Annotated in this window: 12 protein-coding genes and 1 pseudogene; 12 read left to right on the forward strand and 1 reads right to left on the reverse strand. The window is 66.0% G+C overall.

Going from position 1 to position 16,446, the window contains the following annotated elements:
- Positions 1–20: 20 nt before the first annotated feature.
- Positions 21–1,535 (reverse strand): catalase, encoded by a 1,515-nt coding sequence (locus tag BM397_RS01370; protein WP_092426298.1) that lies wholly within the window; start codon positions 1,533–1,535, stop codon positions 21–23.
- A 105-nt stretch (positions 1,536–1,640) separates the two neighbouring features.
- Here BM397_RS01370 and BM397_RS01375 point away from each other — a divergent pair, with 105 nt between their 5' ends.
- The 12 genes and pseudogenes from BM397_RS01375 to BM397_RS01430 all read left to right on the forward strand — a co-directional run.
- Positions 1,641–2,582 (forward strand): hydrogen peroxide-inducible genes activator, encoded by a 942-nt coding sequence (locus tag BM397_RS01375; protein WP_092426296.1) that lies wholly within the window; start codon positions 1,641–1,643, stop codon positions 2,580–2,582.
- A gap of 605 nt (positions 2,583–3,187) precedes the next feature.
- Positions 3,188–3,595, forward strand: coding sequence for a hypothetical protein (locus tag BM397_RS01380; RefSeq protein WP_092426294.1), 408 nt, complete (start codon positions 3,188–3,190; stop codon positions 3,593–3,595).
- A 306-nt stretch (positions 3,596–3,901) separates the two neighbouring features.
- The gene (locus BM397_RS01385; RefSeq protein ID WP_092426292.1) at positions 3,902–5,470 is read left to right on the forward strand and encodes an arylsulfatase; all 1,569 of its coding nucleotides are present in this window, start codon (positions 3,902–3,904) and stop codon (positions 5,468–5,470) included.
- Positions 5,471–5,579: 109 nt separating this feature from the next.
- On the forward strand, positions 5,580–6,563 hold the full coding sequence (locus BM397_RS01390; RefSeq protein ID WP_092426290.1) for an HAD family hydrolase: 984 nt from the start codon (positions 5,580–5,582) through the stop codon (positions 6,561–6,563).
- 24 nt (positions 6,564–6,587) lie between these two features.
- Positions 6,588–7,592: an AAA family ATPase gene (locus BM397_RS01395; RefSeq protein ID WP_092426287.1), complete on the forward strand. Its 1,005-nt coding sequence runs from the start codon at positions 6,588–6,590 to the stop codon at positions 7,590–7,592.
- A gap of 21 nt (positions 7,593–7,613) precedes the next feature.
- Positions 7,614–8,591, forward strand: coding sequence for a DUF58 domain-containing protein (locus BM397_RS01400; protein WP_092426285.1), 978 nt, complete (start codon positions 7,614–7,616; stop codon positions 8,589–8,591).
- Entirely contained in the window at positions 8,588–9,076 is a 489-nt protein-coding gene (locus BM397_RS01405; protein ID WP_092426283.1) for a DUF4381 domain-containing protein, read from the forward strand. The genes BM397_RS01400 and BM397_RS01405 overlap by 4 nt, the downstream gene beginning before the upstream one ends.
- Complete coding sequence (locus BM397_RS01410) at positions 9,073–10,077, forward strand: VWA domain-containing protein (RefSeq protein WP_092426281.1); 1,005 nt, start codon at positions 9,073–9,075, stop codon at positions 10,075–10,077. Before BM397_RS01405 ends, BM397_RS01410 begins: the two co-directional genes overlap by 4 nt.
- 115 nt (positions 10,078–10,192) lie before the next feature.
- Entirely contained in the window at positions 10,193–11,827 is a 1,635-nt protein-coding gene (locus BM397_RS01415; protein WP_092426279.1) for a vWA domain-containing protein, read from the forward strand.
- Positions 11,824–13,110: a BatD family protein gene (locus BM397_RS01420; protein WP_092426277.1), complete on the forward strand. Its 1,287-nt coding sequence runs from the start codon at positions 11,824–11,826 to the stop codon at positions 13,108–13,110. The genes BM397_RS01415 and BM397_RS01420 overlap by 4 nt, the downstream gene beginning before the upstream one ends.
- 433 nt (positions 13,111–13,543) lie before the next feature.
- Complete coding sequence (locus BM397_RS01425; RefSeq protein WP_092426275.1) at positions 13,544–15,469, forward strand: DUF3604 domain-containing protein; 1,926 nt, start codon at positions 13,544–13,546, stop codon at positions 15,467–15,469.
- A 501-nt stretch (positions 15,470–15,970) separates the two neighbouring features.
- Positions 15,971–16,138, forward strand: a pseudogene (locus BM397_RS01430) (transposase); the annotation flags it as partial.
- Positions 16,139–16,446: the final 308 nt, after the last annotated feature.

Consider the following 16,446-nt stretch of genomic DNA (forward strand, 5'->3'; position numbering starts at 1 on the left):
CATCGCGGTCCGTGAGTGGATTATTCGGCCGCACGCACCGGGGTGTCGCCCGTGACGGGAATCCCCGGGTAGTCGTCGATATTGCCGCTCTCGAGGTCGCTGGCGGCCTTCTTCACACCGGCGAGGTAGTCGGGGTGGACGCGCTCCAGAACCGCGTACCAGCGATCGCGCACGCTGTCCGACACCGGAGCCATGGCGCGGGCCATGTTGAGGTGCAGGCGCTTGCGCTCGTCATCGCCGAGCACCTCCTTGTAGAGCGCCCGCGGCTGGACATAGTCGGCGTCCTTGTCCTCCTGCGCATAGCGGTCGGCATCGCCCGAGATCTTCAGCGGCGGTTCCATCACCGAGGGGTCGGCCTTGGCCGATTCCTCGTATTGGTTCGGCTCGTAATAGGCGTCCGGATGGCCGGTCTGCTGCGGGAAGAAGCGCATCGAGCCGTCCTTGTGGTAGGTGTGGACCGGGCATTTCGGCGCGTTGGCGGGCAGCGCCTCGTAGTGTGTGCCGAGGCGGTAGCGGTGCGCGTCGGCATAGGCGAAGACCCGGCCCTGCAGCATCTTGTCCGGCGAGAAGCCGATGCCCGGCACCTTGTTCGACGGCGAGAAGGCGGCGTTCTCGATCATCTGGAAGTAATTGTCCGGGTTCTTGTTGAACTCGAGCATGCCCACCGGGATCAGCGGGAAATCCTTGTGCGACCAGACCTTGGTCAGATCGAAGGGATTGAAGTCGAGCTCGGCGGCCTGTTCCTCGGGCATCACCTGGATGTTCAGCTCCCACTTCGGGAAGTTGCCCTCGTCGATCGCGTTGTAGAGATCTTCCTGGTAGCTCTCGCGGGTCTCGCCGACGATCTTCTCGGCCTGCTCGTTGGTGTAGTTCTTGATCGGCTGCTGGCAGCGGAAGTGGAACTTCACCCAGAAGCGCTCGCCCTTGTCGTTCCACATCGAGAAGGTGTGCGAGCCGTAGCCGTGCATGTGCATCGGGTTCTGCGGAATGCCGCGGTCCGACATTAGGATGGTGACCTGGTGCACCGACTCGGGCTGGCCGGCCCAGAAGTCGAACATCGCCTCGGGCGAGCGCAGGTTGGTCTTGGGGTGGCGCTTCTGCGTGCGGATGAAGTCGGGGAACTTGTAGGCGTCGCGGATGAAGAAGATGGGGGTGTTGTTGCCCACCATGTCCCAGTTGCCTTCCTCGGTGTAGAACTTCACCGAGAAGCCGCGCACGTCGCGCTCGGCATCCGCGGCGCCCTGTTCGCCCGCCACGGTGGACCAGCGCGAGAGGATGTCGCAGCTGTTGCCGACCTTGGAGAAGAGCTTGGCGCAGGTGTACTGGCTGATGTCATGAGTCACTGTGAAGGTGCCCTGAGCGCCCCAGCCCTTGGCGTGCACGACGCGCTCGGGGATGCGCTCGCGGTTCTGGTGCGCCAGTTTCTCGATCAGCTGGTAGTCTTCCAGAAGCACCGGGCCGCGCGGGCCGGCGGTGGCCGAGGTCTCGTTCGTCGGGACCGGGGTGCCGGCGGATGTGGTCAGTCGCTTGCTCATGAGAACCTCCGTGGGTGTGGCGATAGTACCTTGCTGTCCGATCAACTAGAGGGGCCGAAATAAGTTCCCAATTGCGGATTCCTGTCAAAGTGATAGGAAAATCTTATGTCTTTGACCCTTCGCCAACTCAGCTACTTCCGCGCGCTTTCCGAGCAGCGCAACTTCCGCCGCGCGGCGGAGGCCTGCAATGTTTCGCAACCCGCGCTCTCGGTGCAGATCCGCGAGCTTGAGGCGGCACTGAACGGCCCGCTGGTGGAGCGACAGGCGCGGGACGTGGTGCTGACGCCCTTTGGCCGCGAGGTGCTGGAGAGCGCCGAACGCATCCTTGCCGAGGTTGCGGGACTGGAGCACGCGGCGCGGCGCAGGGGAGGGCTGACCGGCAAGCTGTCGCTCGGCGTGATCCCGACAATCGCTCCCTATTTCCTGCCCGAGGCGCTGGCTGCGCTGCGTGCCGAAGACATCTCGCTCGACGTCGAGGTGACCGAGAACAAGACCGAACGGTTGCTGACCCTTTTGGCCTCGGGGGCGCTCGACGCGGCGCTGGTGGCCCTGCCGATCGAGGAGCAGGGGATCGAAGTGCTGCCGCTCTTTGAGGACCGCTTCCTGCTCGCCGGCAGCGCTGCCCGGCTGGATCAGATCCGCCGCGTGTCGAGCCCCGAGGGCCTGGCGGAGAGCCAGTTGCTGCTTCTGGAGGACGGGCACTGCTTGACCGACCAGGCGCTGGCGGTCTGCGGCCGGGGCAGGGGCAACGCGCGGATCAACATGGGGGCGACCTCGCTCTCGACGCTCTCGCGGCTGGTGGCGGCAGGCTTCGGCCTGACGCTGATGCCCGAGGTGGCTGCGCTGACCGAGTTGCGGGCTTCGCCGGGCATGCGGCTGCGTCGCTTCGCCGACCCGGAGCCGGCGCGCATCGTCGCGCTGGCGCGGCGCGCCTCGAGCCATCGCGAAGGCTGGTTCACCGAACTGGCGGACGTGCTGCAGACCGTCGGCGAAGGGCTGGTCGCAGGCGTGCGGCAGAGCGGGGACATCGGCGGCGGTGCAGAATGAAGGAACGTCGCGCCGGTGTGCCTGACCTGACTGGGTGAGAAAGGCAGGGCGAAACACGTATGAAGCCGCGCAGAAAACTGCGCGGCTTCCTGGTCCCTGCGCGACTCCTCTGCCCCGGCCGAGATCGCTGGGGAAACGAGGATGCCATGGGCGGGCAGAGCCGTTTCAGGACTTAAGGATCGGAGCCTTGGGACGCGGCTCCCTTCCTGGGGAGACCCGGCGTTTCGGGAAATTCAACGCCGAGCCACAAAGACGCTTGGTCGACCTAGCGGGACTCGTAACAACAGATGATTCTAAATGACGTCAGACTGGTAACAGAGGCAGAATACAGGCTTTGTTCCGCGCGCCTATCCCGGAATTTTTCTGTTTCAGAGTGGTAACAGATCACCTTGCTGCGTTGCCGCAAGGTAATGTCCCGAAAACATGGGCTAAATCTTGCCGATAGGATGGCGGACCGTCGCTTGTTGCAAACGCAGTGTTTCCAAAAAGTGAACCAAGCATCACCATGGGGCGCCGATAATCGCAGAAGTCGACCAAATTCATCGCCATTGATGCGCCCGTCCGGAGGTCGATTCCGGTATTGGGCATGTCACGAAGGAAGCGTCATGATCCGCATTTCCAGCACCGTCCTCTTGATCGGATTGTCCGCCGCGCAGGCCCTGGCGCAGGAAAGTGCCGAGGTCAGCTTCGCGCCTGGCAGCTACGGCACCATGCTCAGCGGGACGATCACCGGCAATGACTACATGGACTACACTCTGGCCGCGAAAGGCGGGCAGGAATTGTTCTACGAGCTGGCGGTGTCCGCCACCGATGGCCATGGCTCGATCTACATCAACCTGCTGCCACCGGGCAGCAACGGCGAGGCGATCTACGTCGGCTCGATGGACGAGGACAGCAGCGAGACCGTTTCGCTGCCCGAGGACGGCACCTACACGATCCGCGTCTACCTCATGGGCAACGACCGCGATGCGGACAAGAGCGTCACCTATGATCTCGATCTGTCCATCCAGTGAGCAGCGCATCGCCCGCTTCACGGGAGTCCGGCGGAGCCTTGCCGTCCGATTGTGAAACTTCGGTGACCCGCAGAGAGGCGGTTGCTTTTTTTCGTGGGCAATTCAATACTTCGCGTTAAAGGCGAGTTTCCTCCGGAAGCTGCCTTCCTTTGATTGACACGTTCGTTCTCGCGCGCCGCCCGATCTGTTCGGGTCACATTTCTTGGCCGCGCGAAGCAGAGGGCCCGGTGCCGCCGGGCGGAGGGCAGAAGCCCGTGTGATTTTTAGCTGGTGCTGCTTTTGATCGGATTTTCTAGGGAGATTTTCATGAAACGGAAACTAATGACGACGCTCGTCGTCGGTTCCGCATTGGCCCTCGGGTCCGCGGCCTGGGCGCAGGATGACAGCGCGGCGAAGCCGAACATTCTTGTCATCTTTGGCGATGACATCGGGCAGACCAACCTGTCGACCTACAGCTTCGGCCTGATGGGCTACACCACGCCGAACATCGACCGGATCGCCAACGAGGGGGCCAAGTTCACCGACTACTATGCCGAGCAGAGCTGCACCGCCGGCCGTTCGACCTTCCTCACCGGCCAGTCGACGCTGCGCACCGGCCTCTCGAAGGTGGGTCTGCCGGGCGCCAACGCCGGACTGCAGGCCAAGGACGCGACGCTCGCCTCGGCGCTCAAGGACCTGGGCTATGCCACCGGCCAGTTCGGCAAGAACCACATGGGCGACCGTGACGAGTTCCTGCCCACCGCACATGGCTTCGACGAGTTCTTCGGCAACCTCTACCACCTCAACGCCGAGGAAGAGCCCGAGCAATTCAACTACCCGCAGGATCCGGAATTCCGCGAGCGCTTCGGCCCGCGCGGGGTGCTGCACTCCTACGCCGACGGCGAGATCGAGGACACCGGGCCGCTCACCCGCAAGCGGATGGAGACCGTGGACGAGGAGACCGCCGCCGGGGCCATCGACTTCATGACCCGCGCGGTGGAGGCGGGCACGCCTTTCTTCACCTGGTACAACACCACCCGGATGCACTACAAAACCCACGTGCGCGAGGAAAACCGCAGCGCGCCGGGGCTGACCGCGCCGACCGAATATGCCGATGGCATGGTCGAGAATGACGGGGTCGTGGGCACCGTGCTCGACGCGCTCGACGAGCTGGGCGTCGCCGACAACACCATCGTCATCTACACCACCGACAACGGCCCGCACCAGAACACCTGGCCGGATGCCGGCACCACGCCGTTCCGTTCCGAGAAGAACACCAACTGGGAAGGTGCCTACCGCGTGCCCGCGCTGATCCGCTGGCCCGGCGTCATCGAGCCCGGCACGGTCTACACCGACATCTTCTCGGGTCTCGACTGGTTCCCGACCCTGATGGCCGCAGTGGGTGACACCGACATCAAGCAGCGGCTGCTGGATGGCACCACGATCAACGGCAAGGAGTACAACAACTACCTCGATGGCTATAACCAGCTCGACTACCTCACCGGTGCCGCCGAAGAGGGCGCGCGCGACGAGTTCTTCTATCTCAACGACGACGGCGAGATCGTCGGCCTGCGCTACGAGAACTGGAAGGTGGTGTTCAAGGAGCAGCGCATGAAGGGCACCATGGCGGTCTGGGCCGAGCCCTTCACCAACCTGCGCGTGCCCAAGATGTTCGACCTGCGCGCCGATCCCTATGAGCGCGCCGACATCACCTCGAACACCTATTGGGACTGGCTGAGCGACCACGCCTACCTCGTCGCCCCGGCGGCGCAGGAGATCGCGAAGTTCTTCGCCACCTTCGAGGAGTTCCCGCCGTCGCAGCGTCCGGACAGCTTCTCGATCGACCAGATCCAGGAGGACCTGAACAACAGCCTCGCGAACATTGGCAGCAACTGATCTCGCTGCACCTGACCCGGGCCGGCGCGCGTCGCCGGCCCGGCCAGTCTTGAACTGATTGTCTTGCGGCGCCGCGATTTGAAGGCGCCCGCTCTTGAAGGGGATACCTATGCCCATTCCGCACGCGCCCTGCGCCGCTGCCCTCGCTGCGCTCATCGTCGCCGCCCCCGCTCTCGCTGACCCGCTGCCGTCGTGGAACGACACCGGTGCCAAGGAGGCGATCATCACGTTCGTCGAGAATGTGACCGATCCGGCTTCCGATGCCTACGTGCCCGAACAGGACCGCATCGCCGCGTTTGACAACGACGGCACGCTCTGGACCGAGCAGCCGGTCTATTTCCAGGCGCTCTACGCGCTCGACGTGCTGCAGGAGAAGGCCAAGGCCGATCCGGGCATCCTTACCACGCCGGCCCTCGAGGCTGGGGCCAAGGGCGACGTCGGCGGCATCCTCGCCACCGGCATGGAGGGGTTGCTCGAGGTGATCAACGTCTCGCACGCCGGGCTGACCGTGGACGAATTCCAGGCCGATGCGCTCGACTGGCTCACCAATTACACCCATCCGACGACGAAAAAGCCTTATGTCGAAATGGTCTACCAGCCGATGCTCGAGCTTCTGAGCTACCTGCGCGACGAGGGGTTCACCACCTATATCGTCTCGGGCGGAGGCATCGACTTCATCCGCGCTTTCTCGGAGGACGCTTACGGCATCCCGCCCTGGCAGGTGGTCGGCACCGAGGGCAACACCGCCTACGAGGTGGTCGACGGGCTGCCGATGCTGACCAAGAACGGCGGCGTCACCTTCATCGACGACAAGGAGGGCAAGCCCGTGGGCATCGCCCGCCATATCGGTCGCAAGCCGATCTTCGCGGCGGGCAATTCCGACGGCGATTTCGCCATGCTCGAATACACCACCTCGGGCGAGGGGCCGTCCTTTGGCCTGCTGGTGCATCACACCGATGCCGAGCGCGAGTTCGCCTATGACCGCGAGGGCCATATCGGCACGCTGAACCGGGGGCTCGACGAGGGGCCGGGCCTTGGCTGGACGATCGTCGACATGGCGCAGGACTGGGCCAAGGTGTTCCCCACCGAGTGATGTGGGTGGAAAGGTAAGGACGGTATGGAAGGCATGACCGAAAGCGGCACGCGGGCGCAGATCGAGACCCTGCGTGCCCGCATGGGCGAGGCGATCATCGGCCAGCGCGCGGTGATCGAGCGGCTGCTGATCGGCCTTCTGGCAAATGGCAACCTGCTGGTCGAGGGGCTGCCGGGCCTTGCCAAGACCCGCGCCATCAAGGCCTTGGCGCGCAACCTCGAATGCGATTTCTCCCGCATCCAGTTCACCCCCGACCTGCTGCCCTCGGATGTCACCGGCACAGAGGTCTACTATCAGGGCGAGGGCGGCGGCGAGTTCCGCTTCGAGGCCGGGCCGATCTTCGCCAACCTGGTTCTGGCCGACGAGATCAACCGCGCGCCCGCCAAGGTGCAAGCGGCGCTGCTCGAGGCGATGGAAGAGCGGCAGGTGACCGTGGCGGGCACCACCCACAAGATGGAGCCGCTCTTCATGGTCATGGCGACGCAGAATCCCATCGAGCAGGAGGGCACCTATCCGCTGCCCGAGGCGCAGATGGACCGGTTCCTCATGCATGTGAACATCACCTATCCGCCGGTCGAGGACGAGGTCGAGGTGATCCGCCTCGTGCGCGCCGAGGAAATCGCTGCGCAGCAGGGCGCCGGGGCCGGGGGTGCCGAGAGCCATGCGCCCATTCCGCAGCAGGCCGTTTTCGCCGCCCGCCGCGAGATTGCCGCGCTGCGCGTCGCGCCGGAGATGGAGCGCTACATCGCCGATCTGGTCAACGCCACCCGCGTGCCCGGCGAGTTCGGTGACGACCTGAAACGCTGGATCGAGGTCGGGGCCAGCCCGCGCGCCTCGCTGGCGCTCGACAAGTGCGGCCGCACCCATGCCTGGCTCGCAGGCCGCGACTACGTCGACCCCGAGGACATCCGTGCCGTGGTGGCCGACGTGCTGCGCCATCGCCTGGGCCTTTCGTACGAGGCGCAGGGCGAGGGCATCAGTCCCGACGCGGTGGTGGCCGAGATCGTCCGGCAGGTGGCGCTGCCCTGATCCGGGCCCGAGGAGGAGACCATGAAGGACCGCGCCGCCCGCATCCGCACTGGCACCCTGCCAAAGGCCCCGCAGGTCTCGGATGATCCGCGCATCCACACCGACCTGGCCTACCTGCGCAGCCTCGAGGGGCCGGCGCGCGGGCTCAGCTTCCTGCCGCGCCAGCCGGCGCAATCGGTGCTCAATGGCCGCCACGCCTCGCGCCTGCGCGGGCGTGGGCTCAACTTCGAGGAATTGCGCGACTACCTGCCCGGCGACGACATCCGCGCCATCGACTGGAAGGTCACCGCCCGCACCGGCAAGCCGCACGTGCGCGTGATGACCGAGGAGCGCGACCGCCCGGCGTTGATCGTCGTTGATCAGCGCATGTCGATGTTCTTCGGCACCCGCCGTGCGATGAAATCCGTCACCGCCGCCGAGGCCGCCGCGATGACCGCCTTCCGCATCCTCGACCAGGGCGACCGGGTGGGGGGTATCGTCTTCGGTGACGAGCTTCTGGCCGAGGTCCGCCCGCAGCGCAGCCGTGCGTCGCTCAACCGCTTTCTCACCGCGCTGGCCGAGGCCAATGGCCTGCTGCATGCCGAGGCGCCCAGTGTCGCCCCCATCGGCCTGACGCAGGTGCTGCGCGCGGTGGCGCGGATCGCCCGCCGCAATCATCTGGTCATTGTGCTGAGCGACTTCGACGGCATCGACGCCGAGACCGATCGCATCGTCTCGGGACTGGCGCGCCACAATGACCTGATCCTCGTGCCGGTGACCGACCCGAGCGCGGGCGAGATCCCGGCGGGGTTGAAGCTCATCGTCACCGATGGCGCGCTGCAGGCCGAGATCGACACCGGTGCACCCGGCACCCGCAAGGGTCTGATCGAGATGTCGAAGGGGCGGCTGGCCGATGTGCTCGACTGGCAGCGCCGCTTCGGCGTGGCGATCCTTCCGCTCTCGGCGGGAGAGGAAACCCTGCCGCAGATGCGCCGCCTGCTGGGGCTCGGACCGGGATGAACGAGGAGACCGAGAGCCTTGTCGGGCTGATCAACCAGCTGGTCGACCCGGTGCCGCCGGCGCCGGTGCCGCTGGTGCCGCAGACCTGGGGCTGGGTGGCGCTGGCGCTGCTCCTTCTGGCGCTTCTGATCTGGGGGCTCTGGCGCAGGCATCGTCGCCACCTGGCGAATGCGTACCGCCGCGCTGCATTGGCCGAACTGGGCCGGGCCGGGACCACCGCCGAGCTTGCCGCCGTGCTGCGCCGCGCCGCGCTTGCCGCCTATCCGCGTGTCGAGGTGGCTTCGCTCACCGGGGCCGACTGGACAGCCTTCCTCACCCGCACCGGCCGCCGCCGTTTTCCCGACACCGCGGGCGAAGAGCTGCGCCGCGCACCCTACCGCGCCCCGGGGGCGGCGCCCTCTCCGGAACTGCGCCGCGCCGCGGAGCACTGGCTGAAGACCCATCGCGCGGCGCCGTCGGCGCCAAGACGGGAGGCGCCGGCATGATCTCTCTCGGTGCGCCCTGGTTGCTGCTGCTGCTGCCTTTGCCGCTGCTCGTCTGGTGGCTGGTGCCGCCGCACCGCGAGCGCGAAAGCGCACTGCGCTTTCCCTTCTTCCGACGTATGGCCGAGGCCGCGGGGGCCGAGCCGCGCGCCGGGGCGGTGGTGCTGTCACGCCCGCTGATCTCGGTGATCACCGCGGCGCTCTGCTGGGCGCTGCTGGTGCTGGCGCTGGCCCGGCCCGAGCGGGTCGGCGCGCCGATCACCATCGAGACCGCCGCGCGCGACGTGGTGCTGGCGATCGACATTTCGGGCTCGATGGACGCCAAGGATTTCGCCACGCCCGAGGGAGAACGCCTCCAGCGCCTTGCCGGGGTGCGGCAGGTGGTGGGCGATTTCGTCTCTGGTCGCGAGGGCGACCGCATGGCGCTGATCGTCTTTGGCACCGCGGCCTACCTGCAGGCGCCGCTGACCGATGACCTGACGACGATCACCGAGCTTCTGGACACCACCGAGGTCGGCATGGCCGGGCCGCACACCGCGCTCGGCGACGCCATCGGCCTGTCGATCCGCACCTTCGAGGCCAGCGACATCGACCAGCGCCTGCTGATCCTTCTGTCGGACGGCTCGGACACCGCCAGCCGCATGAGCCCGGTGAACGCGGCGGAGATCGCCGCCGACCGGGGGGTGGAGATCTTCACCATCGGTGTCGGCGATCCCGACGCGACGGGGGAGAACCGCGTCGATCTCGCGACGCTTCAGGCCATCGCCGCGCGCACCGGCGGTCAGTATTTCTTTGCCGAGGACGCCGCGGCCTTGGAGGCGGTCTACGCCCGTATCGATGCGCTGGCCCCGCGTGAGACCGAGACGCTGTCGTTCCGCCCGCGCCAGTCTCTTTCGTGGATTGCCATGGGGTTGGCGGCCCTGCTGGGATTGGCGTCGGTACTGTGGCTGCAGCTGCGTGGGCGGCGGCGGGCGACTGTCGGCGCCGAGAGGGGCGCGGCGTGATGCGGAGGGTCCGTGCAAATATCCATTGCATTGCTGCGGCGGGACGTATCGCGATCTCGGCCAGCGCCAGAGCGAAGCCGCCGTGCGTTCGGATCGTCCAGCGGAGGTCGCGCGCATGACTGACCTGCCACTCTTCCTCGAAGCGTTCCACTTCCTGCGCCCGCTCTGGCTGCTGTTGGTCCCGCTGGTCCTGCTGGTCTGGTGGTGGGTGCGCCGCCCGTTGCAACGCGGGGCGATGCAGGCCGAGGGCATCGCCCCGCACCTGCGCGAGGCGCTGACCGTGGGGCGTGCGCAGCGCCGCCGCTTCACCCCGATCGACAGCACCGCGGCGATCCTCATCCTCGGTGCGCTGGGGGCGGCGGGGCCGACCTGGTCGCGCCAGCCCGATCCCTTCGCCGCGCAATCCGCTCCGGCGGTGATCGTTCTGGCGGTGACCCCGGGCATGGAGCAGACTGACCTGCCGCCGTCGCGGCTGGAGCGCGGCAAGCAGAAGATCCGCGATTTCCTGGAGCTGCGTGCCGGGGCGCGCACGGCGCTGGTGGCCTATGCGGGCACTGCCCACGTCGTCCTGCCGATGACCGAGGACGCGCAGGTCATGGTGCCCTACCTCCAGGGGCTCAGCCCCGAGGTCATGCCGCGTGAGGGCGCGGTGGCGGGCGAGGCACTGGTGCTGGCGCAGGGCTTGCTCGCCGAGGAGGAGGGCGCGCCGGGCGGCATTCTCTATGTCACCGACAGCCTCGATCCCGCCGACGTGGCGGTTCTCGACGCCAGCACGGTGCCGCTCGCGGTGCTGTCCATGCGCCCCGAGGGCAGCCGCGACCGGGGGCTCGATGCGCTCTCGGCGCCGGTGATCGCGGTGACGCCGGATACCTCGGACATCCGCCGTCTCGACGGGCTGCTCAACGCCGCCTACCGCCGCGCGCAGCTCGATGACGTAGCCCAGCCCTGGGAGGACCGGGCGGATTGGCTGGCCTGGCCCGCCGCGCTGATCCTGCTGCTCTGGTTCCGCCGCGGCTGGACCATGCGATGGGCGGCGCTCGCGGCGATGGCGCTGCTTGCCTCGCCGCAGGGCGCGCGGGCCGAGGGCCCCGCCGACTGGTTCCTGACGCCGGACCAGCAGGGCCGGATTGCGTTCGACAACAAGCACTATGCGCGCGCGGCAGAGCTGTTTGTCGACCCGCTCTGGCGCGGCTATGCGCTCTACCGGAGCGGACAATACGACGATGCCGTGCTGGTGCTGGACCGGGTCGAGACGGCGCAGGCGGCCTTCATCCAGGGCATGGCGCAGATCAAGGGGCGGCACTACCGCGACGGCGTGCGAGCCTTCGAGACGGCTCTGGCGCGCGATCCGGACTATCCCGGGGCGGCGGAGAACCTCGAAACCGCGCAGCGCATCGTCGCCTATGTGGAGGCGGCGCAGGCGGCCTCCGATACCGGCGAGGACCAGGGGATCGGCGCCGACGAGGAGGTCTACGACAACGAGAGCGGGCAGGGCGAGGAGACCGAGCGCGAGGCTGCGGACGCGGGCGGCGGTGGGCTGCTGACCGCCGAGCAATGGATGAACACCGTCGATACGCGCACCGGCGATTTCCTGCGGATGCGCTTTGCGCTCGAGGCGGCACAGCCGCCTAAAGATCCAAATGCGGCGGCACAGCCGCCTCAAGATCCAAATGAGGCGGCACGGCCATCCCAAGAGCCCGGTGAGGCGGGGGAGCCTGCGGTCCCGGCGACATCGGAGGACGACCAATGACCCGCGTCCTGCTGCTTCTCATCCTGCTATTGCCATCGCCTGTATGGGCGCAGGAGGCCGAAGCCCTGCCGCAGCTCGTCGTCGATTTCCCCGAGACCGAGGCGATCCCCGGCCAATCGCTGAGCCTGCGACTGACCGTCCTCGTGCCGAGTTTCATGCCAAAGCCGCCGGTCTGGCCAAGCCTCGAGGCGCCGAACCTGCTGGTGCGCCTGCCGTCGCGCTCCACCAACCCCGTGTCCGAGCGGGTGAACGGCGAGACGTGGGCGGGCATTTCACGGCACTACCGCATCTCGCCGATGGTGCCGGGGCAGGTGGTGCTGCCGCCGCAGGAGGTGCTGGTCACCTGGCAGGACCTCGAGGCGGGCGAGGCGCGACAGGCCACGCTCTCCACCGGTCCGATCGGTTTTGCCGGGGTCGTGCCGGAGGGTGCCGAGGAGCTCGATCCGTTCATCGCAGCGGCCGATCTGTCGATGATGCAGGAGATCGAAGGCGCGCCCGATGTGATGGTGCCCGGTGACAGCCTCAAGCGGCAGGTGACGGTCGAGGTGCAGGGCGTCTCGCCGATGTTCCTGCCGCAGCTGCTGGGAGCGGTTGATCTGCCGGGCGTCGCCGCCTACCCGGACGAGCCGCGACTTTCCGAAACCGACGACCGCGGCGCGCTCAGCGGATCGCGGATGGAGAGCGTGACCTATCTCGCGGAGGCGGGCGGCGGCGGTGCGCTGCCCGAGATCACGCTCGACTGGTACGACACCGACGACGGCGTGGTGAAGACTGCCTCGGCCCCCGGGTTTGATCTGCGCATCGACGGCCCGCCGCCGGGACGCAGCAAACCGCTCGATCCGCGGCGCATCACGCTGCTGGCGGGGGTGGGGCTGCTGTGCCTGGGGGGGCTCTGGCTCGTGCTGCGTCACCTGCTGCCGAGGCTTGCCAGTCGACGTGCGCGTCGACGGGAGGCCTACCTGGCCTCGGAACCTCATGCGTGGCGCGAGCTGATGCGGGCGATCTCTGGGAGGGAGCATGCCGCGCTGCGTCCGGCGCTCGATCTCTGGGCCGGACGGGTCGACGGAGCGGACCCGCGCCGCGAAGCGCCGGTCAGGGCGGCGCTGCTGGCACTGGGAGCGGAGCGCTACGGCGGCGGCGAGGGTGGCGACAGGGCTTGGTCGACCCTACGCGTGGCGCTTGAAGAGGTCCGGCCGCGCCATGGTGCCGAGCTGCGCGCGCCTTTGCCGCCGCTCAACCCGGGCGGGGCCACCCAGACGCCGGGAAACGTATCTCCGGCGTGAAAAACGCCCGCCCGTGCCATGGGCGCGAGTGGATTCAGCTGGGCCCAGTCCTGACCTCGCCCATCTTGTCGAGTTGCCTCGTGGAGGAGCGGACTACGGGCCATCGCTCTGGTGAACATGGGGTGATCCGCGAGCGGACAGACCAGCCACCATGGAACTACTCGATGCAGGTGCCCGGCGGGAGTGCGCTGGTGTCCAGCAAGAAGGCGACCCCGTGGGCGGATCTGCGCTGATCTGCAAGGAATTTTTGCCTCACGATACTCACCCAGGTTGGGTATGGTCATCGCCGTAGGTTTGCGAGGTTTGCAATATGTGACGGCTCGAAAGGGCCACCAGAACAGAGTTCAAGCTACACCTATAGGTGTGCTATACCTGCGTTTGCTACTTTTGAGATTTGCTTGACCCAATTCTGATAGAACCAAGAGGTCGGTTCATGAAGTCTGGATATTTCCAATCCCGCTCGACGCTTTGGCCATTTTCCTGGGCACTTGCAGCGACAGTGGCTGCGATGGGGCACACCGGTGCTCAAGCTCAGGAGTTCACGCTGAGCGAAGAAAGGCACGCCACGCCCGAAACCCCCTATTCGCCGTATGTTGACGATCATTTTCCTCAGAACGTCTATTTCGGCGACACGCACTTGCATACCTCATGGTCGGCGGACGCCGGAATGGCAGGGGCAACCTTGGGGCCGGACGCGGCCTACCGGGTGGCGCGCGGCGAGGAAGTGGAAAGCCAGAGCGGCCAGCGGTTCAAACTGATCCGGCCTCTCGACTTCGTGGTAGTCGCCGACCATGCGGAGAACCTCGGCATCGCGGATTACCTCAATCGTGGCGATCCCATATTGCTGGAAACGGAAGTCGGACGCCGATGGCACGAGTATTTTCAGGCCGGAACGGGTCTCGACGCCGCCTACGAATGGAGTGCGGCAAATGCTGCGGGGGAGGATCCGATCGACAGTCCGGAGATGCAGATCCGGGTCTGGGACAAGGTGATCGAGAACGCTGAGCGATATAACGAGCCCGGTGTGTTCACAGCGTTTATCGGCTATGAATGGACGTCGGGTCCCGGCAGCAACAACCTGCATCGCAACGTCATTTTCCGTGACAACGGAGATAGAACCCGGCAAGTCGTGCCGTTCTCGGCCTTCAACAGCGACGACCCGGAAGACCTGTGGACCTATCTGGGGGACTACGAGGCTCGGACCGGTGGTAGGGTGCTGGCCATTCCGCACAATGGTAATCTGTCAAACGGCATGATGTTCATGCTCGAAACCTTCGCCGGCGAGCCGTTTGACGCCGAGTATGCATCCACTCGGGCGCGATATGAGCCGCTGCTGGAGGTCACGCAGTCCAAGGGCACCGGCGAGGCACACCCGCTGCTGTCACCCGACGACGCTTTTGCAGATTTCGAACTGATGGATGCGTCGAACCTCACCGGGACTGTGGCCAAGGAACCGGACATGCTGAAAACGGAGTATGCGCGTGAGGCGCTGAAGCTCGGCATGGCGGAAGAAGCGCGGCTTGGCGTGAACCCTTTCAAGTTCGGCATGATCGGATCGACCGACAACCATAACGCCATCTCGTCCACGCGGGAGGAAAACTGGTTCGGCAAGATCTATTACGTTGAGCCTTCCACCCACCGAAAGGACGGCGTCTTCATCGAGAGCGCCGTCGACCCGCGGTTTTCCATCTACGACCGCGACATGGGCGCCTCCGGCCTTGCGGCAGTCTGGGCGACGGAAAACACCCGTGAAGCGATCTGGGACGCGATGAAACGCCGCGAGGTCTTTGCGACCACCGGGACCCGCCTGCGGGTCCGCATGTTTGCCGGGTGGGACTTCGAAGAAGACGAAGTGCAACTGCCGGATTTTGCCGCGCAGGGATATGCGCGGGGCGTGCCGATGGGCGGTGATCTGCAGGCCGGACCGGAAGGCACATCGCCGCGCTTCATGGTGCGTGCTCTGCGCGACCCTGATGGCGCGAACCTCGACCGTATCCAGATCATCAAGGGTTGGGTTGATGGCAATGGAGACCTGCATGAACAGATCTACGATGTTGCTTGTGCAGACCGAGAGATCGTGGAGAACGCGTGCGACGGAGACGTCGGCAACACCGTGGACCTCACGACTGCGACCTATACCAACGCCATAGGTCGCGCCGTCTTGGGCGGATGGTGGGAAGACCCGGAGTTCGATCCCTCGCAACGAGCATTCTACTATGCGCGGGTCATTCAAATCCCGTCACCGCGATGGACCGCCTACGACGCAGTATACTTCGGTGAGGAGATGCCAGAGGGCACGGCCATGACGGTGCAGGATCGCGCTTTCACATCGCCAATTTGGTATACGCCAAAAGGGTGAGGTGCCGAACCGACCTCCGGTCAGTCCCGGAGGGTGCGGGGAATATGCCGTTTGCCGCGCCTGTCGCCGCCGCCGCCTTTCCAAGATTGCGTCTGGCGCGGGACGTCGATCAAAGTAAGCTCTTTGATCGACAGCCTCTGGGCCTGAACCAAGCTAAGTCAAATCGAATAGTGGTCCGGCGGGGGACTGCGCCTGTTCGTTACCCTTCTTACAACCGACGTGTACAAAGCGCCTATTTCCGACACCCGCCGAGGGCTCTCAACTACAGGGAATGGCGGCTCTGCACCGCCGCTCCGCCGTCACAGAGCGGAAGACGGGCATCGGTTCGCCTACGGGCCGGTCTCCCGGAGCCCCCGGCGCTCTTGCTCACAGGCGACGTCGAGCAGGACCCTCAGGGCTTCATGCGCAAGTGCACGCCATTCAGTGGTGCTATCATCAAGGGCATTGAACAGCCCCGTGTATCGTGGACGCCTTCTTCGCTGATTTTGAGGCAAGGAGGCCATGACGCGCAGCAGCAAGTTCAGTGATGAGTTTAAGCGGGACGCGGTGGCGCAGCTCACCGAGCGGGGCTGCCGGGTCATGGAGGTGTCGGAGCGTTTGGGGGTCAGCGCGTCTTCGCTCTATGCCTGGAAGAAGAAGTTCGCGAAGGCGCCATCGGGAGCGGCGGCGTAGGACGCCGAGATCCGGCGCTTGAAGAAGGAGCTGGCACGGGTTTCGGAGCGACGCGCCGAGGCCAGTAGAATCCGGTGGAGCGGTGTTCGAGATGGGGTTGGGCGGTTGCCAAGTCTGGGCCTCCAGAGGTGGAGGCGCCACGCAGGCTCCGGGAGGCTTGTGTAACACAATGTGCAAAGCGAAACGCAAAACTCCCGGGCCTCTGTCGAGACCCGGGGGTTTCTGCCGAAACTTCAAGCTCTTGCGAGAAGTTTGGCTCCGGCGGTAGGGCGCGGAGCCAAAATGCACAGCCTTGAAGTTCAACA

The sequence above is a fragment of the Alloyangia pacifica genome (assembly GCF_900116195.1).
GTDB lineage: Bacteria > Pseudomonadota > Alphaproteobacteria > Rhodobacterales > Rhodobacteraceae > Salipiger > Salipiger pacificus.

Bases quoted from the DNA above. Each gene is read 5' to 3' on its own strand.
- BM397_RS01370 (WP_092426298.1), bottom strand. From the start codon at position 1,535: ATGAGCAAGCGACTGACCACATCCGCCGGCACCCCGGTCCCGACGAAC.
- BM397_RS01375 (WP_092426296.1), top strand. From the start codon at position 1,641: ATGTCTTTGACCCTTCGCCAACTCAGCTACTTCCGCGCGCTTTCCGAG.
- BM397_RS01380 (WP_092426294.1), top strand. From the start codon at position 3,188: ATGATCCGCATTTCCAGCACCGTCCTCTTGATCGGATTGTCCGCCGCG.
- BM397_RS01385 (WP_092426292.1), top strand. From the start codon at position 3,902: ATGAAACGGAAACTAATGACGACGCTCGTCGTCGGTTCCGCATTGGCC.
- BM397_RS01390 (WP_092426290.1), top strand. From the start codon at position 5,580: ATGCCCATTCCGCACGCGCCCTGCGCCGCTGCCCTCGCTGCGCTCATC.
- BM397_RS01395 (WP_092426287.1), top strand. From the start codon at position 6,588: ATGGAAGGCATGACCGAAAGCGGCACGCGGGCGCAGATCGAGACCCTG.
- BM397_RS01400 (WP_092426285.1), top strand. From the start codon at position 7,614: ATGAAGGACCGCGCCGCCCGCATCCGCACTGGCACCCTGCCAAAGGCC.
- BM397_RS01405 (WP_092426283.1), top strand. From the start codon at position 8,588: ATGAACGAGGAGACCGAGAGCCTTGTCGGGCTGATCAACCAGCTGGTC.
- BM397_RS01410 (WP_092426281.1), top strand. From the start codon at position 9,073: ATGATCTCTCTCGGTGCGCCCTGGTTGCTGCTGCTGCTGCCTTTGCCG.
- BM397_RS01415 (WP_092426279.1), top strand. From the start codon at position 10,193: ATGACTGACCTGCCACTCTTCCTCGAAGCGTTCCACTTCCTGCGCCCG.
- BM397_RS01420 (WP_092426277.1), top strand. From the start codon at position 11,824: ATGACCCGCGTCCTGCTGCTTCTCATCCTGCTATTGCCATCGCCTGTA.
- BM397_RS01425 (WP_092426275.1), top strand. From the start codon at position 13,544: ATGAAGTCTGGATATTTCCAATCCCGCTCGACGCTTTGGCCATTTTCC.